Genomic DNA, 16,129 nt, shown 5'->3' on the forward strand with positions numbered 1-16,129 from the left:
GTAGCTAAGTGGCGCCTTTTTTTATAGCTAGTTTTCTGATTGAGTGCTATAATCTACAAATAAGACCATGTCCCTAAAAAAGGACATTACGTTCACAAACGACAGGAGGGATCAGCATGCTGTTTTTAACCTACGATCCACAATTAAATCCAACAGAATTAGAGATTTACAAGTATATTAGCCACAATATTGAAAAAGTTCCTTATATGACAATTCGAGAATTAGCAGATGAAATTCATTTCAGTAAAACGGCAATCTGGCGTTTTTGTCAAAAATTCGAGTGTGAAGGCTATACAGATTTTAAATTTAAATTGAAGAATTATCTAAGCGAACGAAAAAAAACAGCCCAACCAAAATCTTTAGATGAAACAATGCTGATTCATTTTTTACAACGCTCATCAGAAGAATTATTAGAAGGACGGATTGTTCAAGCTGCGGAATTGCTGGCAAAAAAAGAATTTGTTCTTTTTATTGGCGAAGGAACGTCCAAAGTCCTAGCTGAATTTGGTGAAATTTATTTTTCCAGTATCTATAATTTATCTGCTTCTGTATCCCACCTTTTTTCCCATCCCGTTAGCAAATTATCCGAAGAAACGGCTAAAAAAGTGGGCGTTATCGCCTTATCAGTTTCGGGTGAAACACAAAAAGTTCGGCAAAATATTGATTATTTTATCGAAATGGGGATTGATGTAATTGCCATTACAAATAGTGAAAAAAGCACGATTGCTCAACTTTCAACAGTCACAATCCCCTACTATATAACAACCGAGAAAAGTTCCATTGCAGACGTGACGTCCCAACTACCTGCACTATTCTTAATAGAAAAGTTGGCGAAAACTGTTTCAACGATGTTAAATGAGTGTCCATAATCACTGCAAAAAAAGGAAGGAACTAGCCATTCGTTTTGCTAGTTCCTTCCTTTTTAATTCTTCTATACTTATTTATACTGACACGTTTCTAAATGATCATTCACCAATCCCGCCGCCTGTAAAAAGGAATAGACTGTCGTGGCACCTAAAAATTTAAATCCTCGTTTTTTTAACGCTCGACTAATCTGTTGCGATAATTCCGTGGAGGCTGGAACCTCTTCTGGGTGCTGCCAGTGATTAACGATTGGTTGCTGATCGATAAAGTTCCAGAGGTAGCGATCAAAGGAGCCAAATTCTGCCTGAATTTCTTGAAAAACTTGCGCATTCGTAATGGTCGCTTGAATTTTTAAACGATGACGAATCACACCAGGATTTGCTAGTAAAGCTAAAATTTTTTCCTCATCATATCGCGCAATTTTCCGATAATCAAACGCATCATAAGCTGCTCTAAGCGTTTCTCGTTTATTCAAAATAATCGCCCAGCTTAAGCCTGCTTGCATACTTTCCAAGGTCAATAACTCAAATAACTGTTGCTCTTCATGAACTGGACGTCCCCATTCATCATCATGATAGGCTTGCATCTCTTCAGTTGTATTCGTTGCCCAAGTACATCGCTCCATTGTCCTGCCTCCTTTTATTTGCTAAAAAAGATGCGAACAAAGGGTACTGCCTGTTGTTCCACACCTTTTCTTATTCCTAATAAAATGCCCAGAAGTTTAACGCTTCATTCATCACTTCTTCGGCTGTAAATGTCCGTTTTGAATGGCCCTTTTCTTCTGAATCGTTTGGATCATTAATCCAGAAATCGCCTTTTTCATCCACACCACTCATCACCATAATGTGACCAGTTGTAGTGAAATAGCCCGGTTTTACAGAAATAATGACTGGATGACCCTCCTTCAAGAAAGCTGCCACTGTTTCAATATCCCCAATTTCTTGACAGTTATAGCCTTTCATTTCAGCATATGCACTAAAAATAGACCACGCCGTCCCTTGTCCTTCCATAAAGAAGTCATTTTTTGCCCAAGCTAATACATCTAGCGGGGTAACTTCTTGGTGATCCATGTATGAACCAACCATTGCAAGCGACACAATCGCACAGCCATTAATTTCGATTGTATTCGGCTTATCCACATTGCCAAATCCGTATGCGGTGTCTTTCCATTTAGCATCTGTCTGCAATTCTAACGGCAAATCCAGATGTCCATTATATTGCTTCTTTTCAATTTCTTGATTGACCTGTTGTCCATAGCTTAAAGGTTTGACTTTTTTCTCAATTTTAACTGGTGCTGGTTCTTTTGTTTTACTTGATTCAGCACTAGCTTTGACATATGAATCATCAAACCAACTTGAAAACCCACCTGATTTCATCGGCGAAAACTGCGCTAACAACCCGCCAAAGCCAAACGATACCAACAACACCGTGAGAACTTTTTTTTGGTAACCTGATGTTTTTTTTGACATACTATTCATCCTTTTCTATCTATTGACTACATCCGATAATCTTATGTATTTCTTATATGCTCACACATTATACTACTTTCTTTTTCGAAAAACAGAAACGTTGGTAAATTCTCATAATTATTGAAGGCGAACATATTTTCTTGAATTTTATCACAAAATTAGGTAAAATACAGGTAATTAGTCATTTGAGTTTTATTCTATTTTATTCGTAAAGGAGGCAGAAGAATGGATCAACATAAAGCTACCATCAAGAGCATTTCTAAACTGATTACGCTCTCTTCCCAACATTTCTTTTCGGCATTTTTAGAAGATTCTCAAGATCAAAAGAATAAAGAAAAGGAACGCAGTGCGCTTTTACAAGAGCTCCAAGTCGCTGCCGCCCAAAAATCCTTAGTGGTCTTACAATTGAAAGAAGTCCCTACAGCGCATAAATTCGAAACGGTGATCGGCTGGATTGTCTCAAAAAATATTTCGGACAATATCGTCGTTCGTTTACAAACGGATGAACAACAGTTGCGCATGATTCCTGTTGCTTCTGTCATGAAAGTCAGCACGTTAGCTAATCGTCACCAACGTCAAATTCACTAGAATATTGAAGTCTTTATAAAAAATAAATGGAAACCACCAACCCTGGCGATTGCAGGTTGGTGGTTTCTTTTATTTATGACTTTAGTCAAAATCCCATGAAACTTCTGACTTAGGACTCAACTTATTTCTTAGGAACAAATAATTGCGGTGCTACTTTTGCCAATAAGCCTAGAACTAGACTTACATACAAACAATTGACGACGGTACTTGTACCGTTTAGAACAAAGGAATAGAGATATGGGCTCATTCCTTCTGGTGCATACATGCCCCAAACCAATACACCCGCCCAAAAATGCCAAAACCAACGGGCGAAGACTGCGACAACACTTCCTAAAATAATCGTACGAATGGCTGATTTTAAACGATTCGCTTGAAAATACAGTTGAATTTTTCTAGCGAATACGCCACCCATTCCTCCAAACGCAAAAGCAAAGGGATATTCAAAAATAATCTGTGGAACGGACAAGAAATTTTTCATGGCTGTACCGAGAATAATATTTAACATGCCCCAAACAAAGCCTGCTGCAACTCCAGGAAGCAACCCACGACGAAACGAATAAAGAACTAATGGGACCATTCCCAACGATAGGTCCAAGCCACTATTGGCAAATTCAATCGGTAAAAAAGAGAGGGCCATTGCCATTGCTGCGACGACTGTTCCTTCTACCCAAATACGTAAATCCATTTTTCTAGCCAAACAAATTTCCTCCTATGTTCTGACGCTCTCAACCACTAATACATCGTTATTTTACCATAGGGTCTTTAGAAAAACACGTTTGTCGAACAAGCAAAAAAATAGCTGATCAGCATTTAAGGGAATCAACTCCTACTCAAACGCATGCCAGCTACTTTTTATCCATTAATCGTCCCGCTCAGTTGTCAAAATTTTACCAGAATGAGCATCGATTTTTACCTCTATTTTTTGTTGGCCCTCTTTCACTTTCACTTCCCAATAGGTGATTCCTAATTCTTTCTCTAACTTCCAATCTGTTGCCTGGCCGACTTTCGCTTCTTTTTCAGCCAAGGTTGTGGCTTGTTCTCTGGAAATGATATTTGTTAAATCAAGTGCCTCTTCTTGCATTTTAACGCCATTTTGTTCATCGGCATCCAAGGTTTCGACTTTTTCTTTTGTGAATTCGCCTGTTTCTGCGTTCACTTCAACTTGATATTCTTTTTGCTGATCCACGCCTTCTATTTCATAAAAATAACGGCCAAAATCTGTATCTAACTGCAGACTTGTTATTTTAGCTTCTGGATATTTTTTCTCAAATGCTGTCGTTACTTTTTCTAAAGAGACAGCTACCGCACTTGTCTTCTCTGATGTCGTCGTTGCTTCTTGTTGTACGGATGAACTTGTTTCAGTAGTTGATATTACTGTTTCTTTTTGTTCATTTGTTGATGAAACAGCTGTGGGTGTTTTGGATGTACAGCCAGCTACCAAAAAGAGTGCCAAGCCAGTCATAGAGCCATAGAGTATTTTTTTCATTAAACAACCTTCTTTCCTTTTTATCATTTTATTATACTTGATTTCTCATCCAAATCATAGCTCCAAAAAAAAAGCCCTACTTTAGTTGATAAAGTTAGAGCTCTCTCAGCCTTCATGGGCCAACATAAAAATTTCACCGAAATCATTCTCTTGTTCAATGTGCCAAATGCGTTTTTCACTATTATAGACAAGCGTTGCCAAAATTTCTTCTTTTTGGTAAGAGGTATTTTTCATCTTGCTAAGTGAATCTTCCACCAAGTAAATAGGAATCCGATATTCTTCTTTATCCACTTCCGTTTGTTGGAAGCAAAAAATAACACCTTCTTGCAAGATACCTTTCATATTTTTAAGTAATTCAGGACTTAATTTTTCGACAGGCGTATTTCGTTTAAAGAAGGCCTTTTTCTGGTTGACTTTCTCTAAAACAACACGTGTAATTTTATCAGCAAAGATTCGATAAAATTCATCAATATAACGATAATAGACACGCGTCATCTGATCTGCAAATTCAAAAAAGACAAAATCATTTTGTAGCTTATAAAAGAAAGGCGAATGCAAACTATTCTTCATGTGTCCAAAATAAAGAAGTTCCGAAATTTCTAATGGCGTTAGCTCTTTTAGCATCGTCACATCGGAAAAGTCAATCCATTTAATTTCTTCAGTCATCCAACGACGTTGTAGCGATTGAAAATAGCGATTGACGCTTTCTTCTCCACGAATAATTTTCAAGCCTGAATGCATATCGTATTCGCCAGCTTCGGCAGAAGGATCTAATAATAGTAAGTTCTGTGGATGATGCACAATTGAACGAACAAAATCGGAATGGGTAATTCCTTTAGATAAAACCGCGTTGCTGGTTACATCTATATGTACATAAATTAAATCAAGCAAATTCCCATCTCCCCTCTACTAGCCTCCTTACCATTTTACAATATTTTCAAAAGAAAAGCTTGTTTCTTTTACTTTAAAATTCCATTACAAAATGAGGATTTTTTTGAAAAATCAATCGATTCAGTTGTTTTTTATTAAATTAAGGTCCGGCCAGCTTACCTATTCCCCAAAGAAAATAAATAGGTTTTTCAAATAAATTGTGGTAAACTTGATACATTAAAAGGAGGGAGAATATGCGCCCAAAAGAGAAAAAAAGAGGAAAAAATTGGTTAATCAACAGTTTATTAGTTTTACTATTTATCATTGGCTTGGCCTTAATTTTTAACAATCAGATACGCAGTTGGGTGGTTCAACAAAATAGCCGCTCGTACGCCGTTAGCAAGTTGAAACCAGCTGATGTGAAGAAAAATATGGCTCGTGAAACAACGTTTGACTTTGATTCAGTTGAGTCCTTGAGCACAGAAGCGGTGATGAAAGCCCAATTTGAAAACAAAAACTTACCTGTGATTGGTGCCATTGCGATACCAAGTGTCGAAATTAATTTGCCTATTTTTAAAGGATTGTCAAATGTCGCTTTATTAACTGGTGCCGGGACCATGAAAGAAGATCAAGTCATGGGGAAAAACAATTATGCCTTGGCTAGTCATCGAACGGAAGATGGCGTTTCCTTATTTTCACCTTTAGAAAGAACCAAAAAAGACGAACTCATTTATATCACTGATTTATCTACTGTTTATACATACAAAATAACTTCTGTAGAAAAAATCGAACCAACCCGTGTTGAGTTAATTGATGACGTTCCTGGTCAAAATATGATTACCTTAATTACCTGTGGCGATTTACAAGCAACGACGCGAATTGCTGTTCAAGGAACATTGGCAGCAACGACGCCTATTAAAGACGCCAACGACGATATGTTGAAGGCTTTCCAATTGGAGCAAAAAACTTTAGCCGATTGGGTGGCTTAATAAAAAAAATCCTTGAAAAGTTTTGACACTTTTCAAGGATTTTTTGCTTTATTTCATCGCTTGACGTTCTTGCTGTTTCAAACGAGCAAAACCATAACGAATACCTGCAAATAATAAAACTAACGGAGATAAGAAAACAGAGATCATTAACCATTCACTTGTATACATACTACTAAAAGATAAATGATACGTGACAGCATACACTAGCGGCAGACTCATTATCAACAATAAATAATACAAACTTAATTCAAAAACATAGGATAAATAACTACTGTTCATCTTACTTCCCTCCTGTCTCTTTTTCCCTGAACAATTTGTTAACACTATTGTACCAAGGGGAAACAGAAAGTACTATCGGACTATAGTCCTAATCTTTCAGCTGTGCTTTTATTTTTTTCAACCATTCTGAGGTACCTGCTTCCACTAAGCGGTAAGTTTCCTCAAAATCTCCAGTATAATAAGGATCAGGTACGTCCATGGTTTCTTTACCAGCCACAACTTCCATAAATAAATGAATCCGCCGTTGCTCTTCTTGAGGAGCTAATGCTTTTAAATCTGCCACATTATTCGCATCCATCCCAATGATATAGTCATATTTTTTAAAATCACTTGGCTGGATTTGTGTTGCCTGCATTCCTTGATAGGAAATTCCTTGTTGCTCCAAAATTTTTCTGGTTCCCTTATGTGGCTGACTGCCAACTTCCCAGTGGCTAGTAGCTGCTGAAAACACTTGAATAGCCGATTCTAAACCAGCTTGTTGGACTTTCTGACGAAAAATCGCTTCTGCCATTGGCGAGCGACAAATATTGCCTAAACAAACAAATAACACAGTTACCACAACGTTTCACTCCTTCATAAAACTTTTTATCCTTCACACATTACTCATTGGCTTCTTGTTCATACAAATGATAAGCCATAAATTCTGTATCTTTTGCTAAACGGAATAATTGCGTCGCCATTTCCAAAGGAGTCTGAGGATATTCCTCAAGAATCCATTTCGTTAAGACGCCGCTACATCCATAGGAAAAGAAATTCGCATAGAATTGTTTGTCTTTATCTGTTAAATGGTTCTCAACATCGACTTGTTCAAATAATGAAATAAATAAGCGATTGGTCGAAGCGGAAAAAACATTAAGAAGAACTTCTGAATCTGAGGTCACCGTTGTATAGTAAAAATGACTCTTCTCTTTAATCGCTTTTAATAACTTCAGGGCTTGTTCCTCCCAGTTTTCCAAACAAATATCTGTTTCCAAGTAAATCAATGCATCGTGACGATAAATCCAACGTAATAAATCATATTTATCTGTAAAGTGATAATAAAATGTTTGGCGATTCAAGCCCACTTTTTTGGTAATATCTTGGACACTTATTTTACGAAAATCCTTTTGTTCACATAATTCTATTAAAGCTGAAGCGATTGCTTGTTTTGTATCGTGCGTTCCGCTCATGCTGATTCCTCCGCTCCTAATATGTATATACCTCTATAATTGCAAAAAAATGGCCAGATTACAATATTTTCAGATACATTTTATGCATATATTTAAAATTAAATGAATAAAAAAAGCGGCAACTAACGATTTTTGTTAGTTACCACTCCTTGTTATCAATTATTAATAGATGACTATTTAGCCTGGAAAACGCCATACAACAGCGCGGAATCCTGCTGGTGGTGCTGGTGACCAGTTAGAGTTAGAAGAAACATAACCAGAACCTCCTGGGTTGTTCGCTTCAACGATTTGGACACTTCCACCACTTACACCTGTAACTAAGACAGTATGCACGCCACCAATCCAGCTATCTGGACTATAGGCACTTTCATATTGAACAACATCGCCTGGTTGCACGTTACTCCAGCTAACTTGTGTTGCGCCAGAAGCAACATAGCCACTGTTTGGACCACCATAACCGAAGTTAATACCGCCTGCCGCTAGCCAGCGACGAACAGATACTAAACATTCGCCTGGTTGATTCCAACCTGTTGCATAAGAATTACCAACATCTGCTAAAGCTGCATTAATTGCGGCTTGTTTTCCTGAAGTCACGCCACCATTCCCTGGTTTTGCTTCATTACTTTTTTCAGGAGTCGTTGGGTTAGTTACAGGAACTTCTTTTTCTTTTTCAGGTGCTGCTGCAGGTGTTGTTACAACACTTTCTGTTTCAGTACTTGAAGTTGTTGTTTCTTGCGTTGTGGTACTTTCAGTAGTTGTTGATGATTCTACTGCTGGTGTTGCGGCTTTTTCTTCAGCGGCTGATGCTGCTGCCTCATTGGCTGCTTTTGTTGCTTTCGCTTGCTCTGCTGCCGCTTTTTGTGCTGCGGCTTGTGCTTGCGCTGCCGCTTGTTCTTCTGCTTTTTTAGCAGCTGCACGTTGGCGTGCTTGTTCTTCTGCTAAACGTTTTTCCGCTTCTTTTTTCTGTTTAATGAAGCCGTCTTTTTTCCCTTGTTCTTCAGAACGTTGTGCTTCTAAATCATTTTTAGCCACTTCTTGTTGAATCTTCAATGTTTTTAATGATTCTGTTTTATCATTTAATTCTTTTGTTGCTGCTTCTAATTCAGCAATTTGTTTTTCAACATTCTTTGTTTTCTTTTCAACAGTCGCTTTGTCTTCTTTTTGTTGTTCTAGTAATTCATTATTGGCGCTCATCATTGTTGAGACCGCTTGAACGCGACCAATTGCATCTGCTACTGAATCTGCATCTAAGACAGCATCAATAATTGAATCACTTTGACCATTCACTTGGACATCGCGTGCTTGTTTTGTCATTTGTACTTCACGTTTTTGAATACGGACATTCAAATCAGAAATTTCACTATATAATTTAGATACTTCTGATGATAGCTTGTTCTTTTTAGCTGTTAATGTATCGATTTGTTTGGCCGTTTCAACCATATCATTTTCAATCGCGACAACTTTTGCTTCTGCATCTGACATTTGGCTAGTTAACGCATTAATTTTTTGATCTTGTTGTTGAATCTTTGTATCGTATTCATCTGCAAATGCTGCGGATGGCAACGCTACGCTTGTTAAGGTAATGGAACATACCATTAGAGCCGATAATACACTTTTCTTCAATCTGTTGTCCTCCGAAAATCCTTTTTTGTTAAGCTTTTTTATTATTTATTAAAATTTGAATAAATTTCTCTTTTTCAACGATAGAGCAATTGTAGCATAGCTGTATGTCACTGAGATAATATGGATGTTACAGTAATATTTCAATTTTCTTCTTGTAAATGACAAAAAAAAGCTTCACTTTTTTCACAACTTTCTTCATGGCTCTAGGGTAAGCTTCTCATTGTTTTGTTATTTAAAGAGAATAAAAAAAGCGAAAAATGCTAACAAATGAGCATTTTTCGCAAACGAACAAAATTTTCAATTTTTATTTTACGGAAAACAGTTTTTTCAGCGGATAAGATAAAATAACATACCACACCATGTTTAATAGCAGTGTAGGGCCCAACACACGTGTAATAAATAAAATTGGGCTGACATCCGCTAAATGAAAGGCCACTTGAATCAGTACCGCAATCAGTTCATACAACGTGGTAAAAATAACGATCCCAAAAAAACCAGTTAGTAAATTTGTTTGAATTACTTCTTTAAATGTATACATCAACATAACCGAAATCGTCAGTGCAACTGTATAAATCCCGATAATGCCAATGTAGTAGCTATCGCAAATAAAGCCTAAAATTAACGAAGTAATTAATAAATAACGTTTAGAAAAATTAGGAACGGCAAACATAAACGCAAGTAATAGCAGATGAGAACTGGCGAAGTAAACATTACTTGTCCACGTTTCAAAAGACTTTGTTAAATGAGCATCAATTAACATTAAGAAAAACAAGAGAATAGGTGTGACGTATTTTAAATACTCTTTCCGAATCATTCGCTTTCCCCTGCCGATCTTTTCACGACCGTCACAACGGAGATACCATAGACATCCGCATAAGGTTTCACATAGACTTCACGATCTAAACCAAAACTATCTGGTTTCACTTTAATAACTGTTCCTACCGCTAAATCGGCTGGTGAATTACCACCTAAGCCAGAAGTCTGAACGACATCGCCTTCTTTCAGAGTAGCATCGCCAGTTAATTGTGACACAATTAATGCATTCGTCTTATTGTCGTAATTTTTAAGTAAACCAAACGATTCGCCATTTGCGGAAGTTACTCGCACAGGGAAATGGTTCGAGTTAACATTTTTAGACGTTAGTAGTTCCACTTTTGCAGTCGTTGCATTGACTTCAATAACACGCCCCACTAACCCTTTTTGCGCCATGACCGCCATGCCCGCTTCAATGCCGTCATTGGTTCCTTTATCGATAATTAATAAGTCTTGCCAAGTATCAGGCGAACGCGTAATGACATTCGCAGTTACTTTTTCATAGTTGGCCAACGTTTCGTTCAGATTCAATTCTTGTTTTAAACTATCAATTTCACGTTTATAGTTATTGTTTTGGACAGCTAATTCATTATAGCTATCAATTTTTTCTTTTAGACGTTCGTTTTCTTTAAACGTGTTAATTAAATTGCCCATTGAAGACAAGCCGTTTTCCACCACACGAGCTGGAAAAGAAATTACACGATCCACCATACTAACGCTATTATTGACGCCACCTTGAACGACATTGGTTTTGCCTTTTTCAGAACGTTGCGCAGCAGTTAAACTAATAATGGTTACTAAAATAATGACTAAAATTAAGGTAATGATTATATTTTTATTTGGATTAAATTTTTTCACAAAGACACCCCAGATATTCTTCAGACTGATAGTATTAATTTTACCACTAATTGACTATAAACAAAAGAGTTGGCGATCGTCTTTAGCTTTTTTTATCATTTCTTTTTTAGGGCTTGTTTTCAACGAAAAAACCAACGAAAAGAAAGGAAGCTTCCTTGGTTTTCGTTGGTTTAAAAAGAAATTATTTTTCTTTGTTTTCTTCGTTTAATAATGCTTTTCTTGACACGTTGACACGGCCTTGTTTGTCAATTTCAGTTACTTTGACAAGGACTTCGTCGCCTAATTTCACGACATCTTCAACGTTGTTCACACGTTCGTTTGCTAATTGAGAAATATGGATCAAGCCATCTTTGCCTTTAATTAGGTTAACAAACGCACCAAATTTTTCAATGCGGACAACTTTTGCTAAGTAAACTTGACCGACTTCGACTTCTTTGGTTAATTCTTCAATAATCTTGATGGCTTTTTTAATCATTTCAGCATCTGATGAAGCAATACTTACGTTACCGTCTTGATCGATATCAATCTTAACGCCAGTTTCATCAATAATGCTGTTGATTGTTTCGCCACCTTTACCAATGACATCTTTAATTTTCGCTGGTTTAATTTGAATCATTTCAATTTTCGGTGCATATTGACTTAATTCTTCACGAGGAGCAGCAATCGTTGTTGTTAATTCTTCTAGAATTTCCATCCGTGCTTTCTTCGCTTGGTCTAATGCTTCCGTTAAAATTTGTTCTGTAATTCCTTGGATTTTGATGTCCATTTGTAAAGCAGTGATTCCGTCTTTCGTTCCCGCTACTTTAAAGTCCATATCGCCAAGGTGGTCTTCTAAACCTTGAATATCTGTTAAGATTGTATAGTTTTCACCATCACTAACAAGACCCATTGCAATACCTGCAACTGGTGCTTTAATTGGCACACCCGCATCCATTAATGCTAATGTTCCCGCGCAAATACTTGCTTGTGAAGAAGAACCATTTGATTCTAACACTTCTGCTACTAAGCGGATTGTGTAAGGGAAGTCTTCTTCTGATGGAATAATTTGTGCTAAGGCACGTTCACCTAATGCACCGTGACCGATTTCACGACGACCTGGTGAGCCCGCGCGTCCTGTTGAACCAACAGAGAATTGTGGGAAGTTATAATGATGGATGAAACGTTTGCTATCTTGGACACCCAACCCATCGATAATTTGATGTTCCCCTAAAGGCGCTAATGTACAAACGGATAAAGCTTGTGTTTGACCCCGAGTAAATAAGCCAGAACCATGCACACGTGGTAAAATACTTACTTCTGATGATAAATGACGAATTTCGTCTAATTTACGGCCATCCGGGCGAATCTTATCGATCGTGATTAACTCACGTACGACATCTTTTTCAAGATCTTCCGCAATTTGTTTCACTTCTTTTAGTAATTGTGCTTCTTCTTCGTGTTCCGCAAATTTTTCAGCGTAAACTTCTTTGACTGTATCTTTTACTTTGTCAATTTCAACTTCACGTGCTAATTTTTCTTCCGTCATTACGGCTGTTTTCATTGTATTGTAGTATGCATCAAAAATTTCTTTTTTAAGATCAGCGTCCACTTGTAATAAGTCCACGTCCATTTTTGGTTTACCTACAGCGGCAACGATTTCTTCTTGGAACGCCACTAGTTCTTTAATGGCATCAAAACCGAAAAGTAAGGCACCTAACATATCTTCTTCTGATACTTCTTTGGCACCACTTTCAACCATGTTGATGGCTTCTTTTGTTCCAGCAACAGTTAATTCAATATCTGTTTGTTCTGCTTGTTCTACCGTTGGGTTTAAGACATATTCGCCATCAATACGACCAACGTCAACACCAGCAATTGGTCCATCAAACGGAATATCTGAAATTGCTAACGCTAAGGAAGACCCAAACATTGCAGCCATTTCTGGTGTACAATCTTGATCCACACTCATAACGATGTTTGTGATTTGGACTTCGTTACGGAAGCCTTCTGAGAACATTGGACGAATGGGACGATCGATTAAACGAGCGGTTAATGTCGCACGTTCACTTGGACGACCTTCACGTTTAATGAAGCCGCCAGGAATTTTTCCTACCGCATACATTTTTTCTTCATAGTTTACAGTTAATGGGAAAAAGTCTACATCTTTTGCTTCTTTAGAGGCAACAGCAGCACTTAAAACGACCGTATCGCCGTAACGTACTAAGACAGCTCCATTGGCTTGTTTGGCTAATTGGCCGATTTCTACTTCTAGTGGGCGGCCGCCCCAAGTTGTTTTAAAGACTTGTTTTTCTGTCATAATTCTTCTCCTTTACTCTTGCTCTTTGGAAAAGTCAGACGGCTACTAAACAAATGAAAAAGTAACAAGTCGTTGCTGCTCTTTCATTTGGTTAGTAGTTCCTAAAAACTTTCCAAAGAGGACCTTCAATAGTGACAATAAGATAAAAAGCGAGATTCTGATTGAACCTCGCTTTATACGTAATGATTAACGACGTAATCCTAAACGTTGGATCAATTCGCGGTAACGTTGGATGTCAGTTTTACGTAAGTAAGCTAACAAGTTACGACGGTGACCGATTTTTTTCATTAAACCACGGTAAGAATGGTGATCTTTTTTGTGTGTACGCGCATGTTCGTTCAATTGGTTAATGTCTTCAGTTAAGACAGCAATTTGTACTTCTGGAGAACCAGTATCTCCTTCATGACGTGCGTATTCTTTAATGATTTCGTTTTTTCTTTCTTGTGAAATTGCCATTTGTTCCACCTCTTTCTCTATTATTCGTCTGGTCACTGAGTGAAGCGTTGGTGACTCGCTAAACCAAGTGATAGATGGTGTGTTTCCACACAAGCTTACTTTACAGGAAACACCGCTAAAATGCAAGCTTAATCTCTATTATTCGATAGTTTTTTTAAACAATCTAGCCCCTTTTTTGGTGATTTTGTGATACACTAAATGGTGGTAAACAACTGATTATTTCAGCGCATGAATAAATAAAAGAAGAATTTTTTTATGTTTCAAAGGAGGAACCATTGAATGATTACAATGAAAGATATTATTCGTGAAGGGAATCCCACACTTCGTGCTGTGGCAGAAGAAGTGCCTGTCCCTATCACTGAGGAAGACCGACAATTAGGTGAGGACATGTTGACTTTCTTAAAAAATAGTCAAGATCCAGTCAAAGCCGAAGAATTACAATTACGTGGTGGCGTTGGTTTAGCTGCACCACAATTAGATATTTCTAAACGAATTATTGCTGTCCATGTTCCTAGTAACGACCCAGAAAACGAAACGCCTTCATTAAGTACGGTGATGTACAACCCTAAAATTTTGAGCCATTCTGTGCAAGATGTCTGTTTAGGTGAAGGGGAAGGCTGTTTATCTGTCGATCGGGATGTACCTGGGTATGTCGTTCGCCATAACAAAATTACCGTCAGTTATTTTGACATGGCTGGCGAAAAACACAAAGTTCGTTTAAAAAACTACGAAGCGATTGTGGTTCAACATGAAATTGATCATATTAATGGCATCATGTTCTACGATCATATTAACAAAGAAAATCCATTTGCTTTAAAAGAGGGCGTTTTAGTCATCGAATAAAGAAAAAAACTGCGCCGTTTGTTTTCAGACAAACGGCGCAGTTTTTTTTAAATGGCCTTCATTTCTTTTAAGGCTTTCCAAATCCCATCATTATCATTTGTATCTGTGACCATCGTAGCCACTTTTTGAATGGAAGGACTCGCATTGCCCATTGCAACGCCAATTCCTGCATGACTTAACATTTCTCGGTCATTTTCGCCATCCCCAAAGGCAATGATATTTTTTGCATCAATGCCCACACGTTTGGCTAAATACGTTAACGTAGCTGATTTTGAGCCATCTTTAGGCACAACATCTACGCTATGTTGATGCCAGCGAATAAAGCGAAATTCTGGGTATTCTTCTTCAAACGTACACTGATCTTCTGCGTCATAAAAAGCCAGCGCTTGGTAAATATCATTTTGACGATAAAAGTGTTCATCATAAGCAGGTGAATGAAAATGAAAAGAGTTCATCGCAATTTCCATTTTTTCAGCACGGTGCTGGTTGCTCTTCTTAATATCATCTAAGCCCACACAAGCAAATCCTAAGCCGCGTTGATCACTGTCTTGTGCCAAACGTTCCAACGCTTCAGCGTGCAATAAATTTTGATAATATTGCTCATGATCCACAAAAGCCGCGGCGCCATTACATAATACGTAATTGGTAAAATCTAAATCCCAAATCACCTCTTGCGCCATATAACGACTTCTGCCAGTTGCCAGCGTAACTAAGTGTCCTTGCTCCCGCAATTTTGCTAGCGCTTCTCTCGTGCTATCCAATGCTTTCTTCTCCGAATTTAACAACGTCCCATCAATATCAAATGCAAAAAGTTTTCTTTCCATCATTTCTCCTTATTCGCTCGCTTTCGCTAAATATTTACTGCCTTCTCGTTGTGCTAAAGGACTCAACACTAATTCTTTCATCAATTCCTCGACCCATTGCGGATTCGTTTTACTATATTGGCGTAATGACCAGCCAATCGCTTTTTGAATGAAGAACTCCTCTGTAGTTCTATCATAAATAATCGCCTTTTTCAACAGGTCCTGATTGGTCTTTTCTTTCAACATCAACTGTAAATTCAGCGCAACACGCCGATTCCAGAAATTTTCAGCGCCATAAAAAAGGGCAAAAATCGTTGGCAATTCAGTCAGATGCAACGCCACCCACGACCCAAAAAATTTTCGCCAAGCATCCACACTATCCCACCACGCTTTTTGTGGAACATAGGCTTTAAACGCTACCACCTCTTCTAATGAAAATCTCCGAACATTTTGAAGGGCTAAATCAATAGCGACATACTGATATTCTCGTTCTGTTTTTTGATAATAAGCCTCAATCTCTTGGCATAATTTTTCCTTTGGCCACGTATGACTTTCTTTTAAAAGTTGTTTACTTAACGCTTGACGTTCTGGGGCGGGGATGCCTGCAAAAACAAATTGGTGTTTCATATAAGCAGACATTTTTGCTGCTGTTTCTGGGTTCTTCTGAAATTGAAGTGTGTCCATTCCTTCGCTCCTTATAATAAAAAAAACTATACTAAAACA

At 37.8% G+C, this 16,129-nt stretch carries 19 protein-coding genes; 4 read left to right on the forward strand and 15 right to left on the reverse strand.

The window, feature by feature from the left end; all coding sequences use genetic code 11:
• Positions 1–116 precede the first annotated feature (116 nt).
• Positions 117–869 carry a MurR/RpiR family transcriptional regulator gene (locus IGJ63_RS11910; RefSeq protein WP_002365331.1) on the forward strand — a complete coding sequence of 251 codons (753 nt, stop codon included), beginning with the start codon at positions 117–119 and terminating at the stop codon, positions 867–869.
• 68 nt (positions 870–937) lie between these two features.
• On the opposite strand, the gene IGJ63_RS11915 is transcribed toward IGJ63_RS11910, so the two are convergent.
• Positions 938–1,489 (reverse strand): DNA-3-methyladenine glycosylase I, encoded by a 552-nt coding sequence (locus IGJ63_RS11915; protein WP_033786611.1) that lies wholly within the window; start codon positions 1,487–1,489, stop codon positions 938–940.
• 76 nt (positions 1,490–1,565) lie between these two features.
• Entirely contained in the window at positions 1,566–2,342 is a 777-nt protein-coding gene (locus IGJ63_RS11920) for a peptidase C39 family protein (protein ID WP_438746531.1), read from the reverse strand.
• A gap of 216 nt (positions 2,343–2,558) precedes the next feature.
• On the opposite strand from IGJ63_RS11920, the gene IGJ63_RS11925 reads away from it, so the two are divergent.
• Positions 2,559–2,921: a hypothetical protein gene (locus IGJ63_RS11925; protein ID WP_002354999.1), complete on the forward strand. Its 363-nt coding sequence runs from the start codon at positions 2,559–2,561 to the stop codon at positions 2,919–2,921.
• A 121-nt stretch (positions 2,922–3,042) separates the two neighbouring features.
• Here the strand turns inward: IGJ63_RS11925 and thiT are convergent, their stop codons facing one another.
• From thiT to IGJ63_RS11940, 3 genes are all read right to left on the reverse strand, one after another.
• The gene (gene thiT / locus IGJ63_RS11930; RefSeq protein ID WP_002354998.1) at positions 3,043–3,618 is read right to left on the reverse strand and encodes an energy-coupled thiamine transporter ThiT; all 576 of its coding nucleotides are present in this window, start codon (positions 3,616–3,618) and stop codon (positions 3,043–3,045) included.
• 162 nt (positions 3,619–3,780) lie between these two features.
• Positions 3,781–4,434, reverse strand: coding sequence for a PepSY domain-containing protein (locus IGJ63_RS11935; RefSeq protein ID WP_002385242.1), 654 nt, complete (start codon positions 4,432–4,434; stop codon positions 3,781–3,783).
• 78 nt (positions 4,435–4,512) lie between these two features.
• Positions 4,513–5,298, reverse strand: a complete 786-nt coding sequence (locus IGJ63_RS11940) for a hypothetical protein (protein ID WP_002354996.1) — start codon at positions 5,296–5,298, stop codon at positions 4,513–4,515.
• 233 nt (positions 5,299–5,531) lie between these two features.
• On the opposite strand from IGJ63_RS11940, the gene IGJ63_RS11945 reads away from it, so the two are divergent.
• Entirely contained in the window at positions 5,532–6,266 is a 735-nt protein-coding gene (locus tag IGJ63_RS11945; protein WP_002354994.1) for a class A sortase, read from the forward strand.
• A gap of 48 nt (positions 6,267–6,314) precedes the next feature.
• On the opposite strand, the gene IGJ63_RS11950 is transcribed toward IGJ63_RS11945, so the two are convergent.
• From IGJ63_RS11950 to rpsO, 8 genes are all read right to left on the reverse strand, one after another.
• The gene (locus IGJ63_RS11950; protein WP_002383277.1) at positions 6,315–6,545 is read right to left on the reverse strand and encodes a hypothetical protein; all 231 of its coding nucleotides are present in this window, start codon (positions 6,543–6,545) and stop codon (positions 6,315–6,317) included.
• 88 nt (positions 6,546–6,633) lie between these two features.
• Positions 6,634–7,104: a low molecular weight protein-tyrosine-phosphatase gene (locus IGJ63_RS11955; protein ID WP_010715461.1), complete on the reverse strand. Its 471-nt coding sequence runs from the start codon at positions 7,102–7,104 to the stop codon at positions 6,634–6,636.
• A 40-nt stretch (positions 7,105–7,144) separates the two neighbouring features.
• On the reverse strand, positions 7,145–7,714 hold the full coding sequence (locus IGJ63_RS11960) for a TetR/AcrR family transcriptional regulator (protein WP_002354991.1): 570 nt from the start codon (positions 7,712–7,714) through the stop codon (positions 7,145–7,147).
• 177 nt (positions 7,715–7,891) lie between these two features.
• Positions 7,892–9,310, reverse strand: a complete 1,419-nt coding sequence (locus IGJ63_RS11965) for a CHAP domain-containing protein (protein ID WP_438746644.1) — start codon at positions 9,308–9,310, stop codon at positions 7,892–7,894.
• 331 nt (positions 9,311–9,641) lie between these two features.
• Complete coding sequence (gene mreD, locus IGJ63_RS11970; RefSeq protein WP_002359075.1) at positions 9,642–10,151, reverse strand: rod shape-determining protein MreD; 510 nt, start codon at positions 10,149–10,151, stop codon at positions 9,642–9,644.
• Positions 10,148–11,008, reverse strand: coding sequence for a rod shape-determining protein MreC (gene mreC, locus IGJ63_RS11975; protein WP_002383273.1), 861 nt, complete (start codon positions 11,006–11,008; stop codon positions 10,148–10,150). Before mreC ends, mreD begins: the two co-directional genes overlap by 4 nt.
• Positions 11,009–11,189: 181 nt before the next feature.
• The gene (pnp, locus tag IGJ63_RS11980; protein ID WP_002375600.1) at positions 11,190–13,304 is read right to left on the reverse strand and encodes a polyribonucleotide nucleotidyltransferase; all 2,115 of its coding nucleotides are present in this window, start codon (positions 13,302–13,304) and stop codon (positions 11,190–11,192) included.
• A 186-nt stretch (positions 13,305–13,490) separates the two neighbouring features.
• Positions 13,491–13,760, reverse strand: a complete 270-nt coding sequence (gene rpsO / locus IGJ63_RS11985; RefSeq protein WP_002354983.1) for a 30S ribosomal protein S15 — start codon at positions 13,758–13,760, stop codon at positions 13,491–13,493.
• Between the two features lie 279 nt (positions 13,761–14,039).
• On the opposite strand from rpsO, the gene def reads away from it, so the two are divergent.
• A complete protein-coding gene (def, locus tag IGJ63_RS11990; protein WP_002354981.1) occupies positions 14,040–14,603 on the forward strand; it encodes a peptide deformylase in 564 nt (187 codons plus the stop codon).
• Between the two features lie 47 nt (positions 14,604–14,650).
• On the opposite strand, the gene IGJ63_RS11995 is transcribed toward def, so the two are convergent.
• Positions 14,651–15,427: an HAD family hydrolase gene (locus IGJ63_RS11995; protein ID WP_002361040.1), complete on the reverse strand. Its 777-nt coding sequence runs from the start codon at positions 15,425–15,427 to the stop codon at positions 14,651–14,653.
• 9 nt (positions 15,428–15,436) lie between these two features.
• Positions 15,437–16,090 carry a DNA alkylation repair protein gene (locus IGJ63_RS12000; protein WP_002354978.1) on the reverse strand — a complete coding sequence of 218 codons (654 nt, stop codon included), beginning with the start codon at positions 16,088–16,090 and terminating at the stop codon, positions 15,437–15,439.
• Positions 16,091–16,129: the final 39 nt, after the last annotated feature.

The sequence above is a fragment of the Enterococcus sp. DIV1375a genome, from assembly GCF_051712205.1.
In the GTDB taxonomy this organism is placed as follows: Bacteria; Bacillota; Bacilli; order Lactobacillales; family Enterococcaceae; genus Enterococcus; species Enterococcus faecalis.

What these genes read in the sequence shown, in the direction of transcription:
- IGJ63_RS11925 (WP_002354999.1), top strand. Translation starts at nt 2,559, where the DNA reads ATGGATCAACATAAAGCTACCATCAAGAGCATTTCTAAACTGATTACG.
- pnp (WP_002375600.1), bottom strand. Translation starts at nt 13,304, where the DNA reads ATGACAGAAAAACAAGTCTTTAAAACAACTTGGGGCGGCCGCCCACTA.
- def (WP_002354981.1), top strand. Translation starts at nt 14,040, where the DNA reads ATGATTACAATGAAAGATATTATTCGTGAAGGGAATCCCACACTTCGT.
- IGJ63_RS11920 (WP_438746531.1), bottom strand. Translation starts at nt 2,342, where the DNA reads ATGAATAGTATGTCAAAAAAAACATCAGGTTACCAAAAAAAAGTTCTC.
- IGJ63_RS11910 (WP_002365331.1), top strand. Translation starts at nt 117, where the DNA reads ATGCTGTTTTTAACCTACGATCCACAATTAAATCCAACAGAATTAGAG.
- IGJ63_RS11965 (WP_438746644.1), bottom strand. Translation starts at nt 9,310, where the DNA reads ATGGTATGTTCCATTACCTTAACAAGCGTAGCGTTGCCATCCGCAGCA.
- IGJ63_RS12000 (WP_002354978.1), bottom strand. Translation starts at nt 16,090, where the DNA reads ATGGACACACTTCAATTTCAGAAGAACCCAGAAACAGCAGCAAAAATG.
- IGJ63_RS11960 (WP_002354991.1), bottom strand. Translation starts at nt 7,714, where the DNA reads ATGAGCGGAACGCACGATACAAAACAAGCAATCGCTTCAGCTTTAATA.
- IGJ63_RS11935 (WP_002385242.1), bottom strand. Translation starts at nt 4,434, where the DNA reads ATGATAAAAAGGAAAGAAGGTTGTTTAATGAAAAAAATACTCTATGGC.
- IGJ63_RS11995 (WP_002361040.1), bottom strand. Translation starts at nt 15,427, where the DNA reads ATGGAAAGAAAACTTTTTGCATTTGATATTGATGGGACGTTGTTAAAT.
- mreD (WP_002359075.1), bottom strand. Translation starts at nt 10,151, where the DNA reads ATGATTCGGAAAGAGTATTTAAAATACGTCACACCTATTCTCTTGTTT.
- IGJ63_RS11950 (WP_002383277.1), bottom strand. Translation starts at nt 6,545, where the DNA reads ATGAACAGTAGTTATTTATCCTATGTTTTTGAATTAAGTTTGTATTAT.
- rpsO (WP_002354983.1), bottom strand. Translation starts at nt 13,760, where the DNA reads ATGGCAATTTCACAAGAAAGAAAAAACGAAATCATTAAAGAATACGCA.
- IGJ63_RS11915 (WP_033786611.1), bottom strand. Translation starts at nt 1,489, where the DNA reads ATGGAGCGATGTACTTGGGCAACGAATACAACTGAAGAGATGCAAGCC.
- IGJ63_RS11945 (WP_002354994.1), top strand. Translation starts at nt 5,532, where the DNA reads ATGCGCCCAAAAGAGAAAAAAAGAGGAAAAAATTGGTTAATCAACAGT.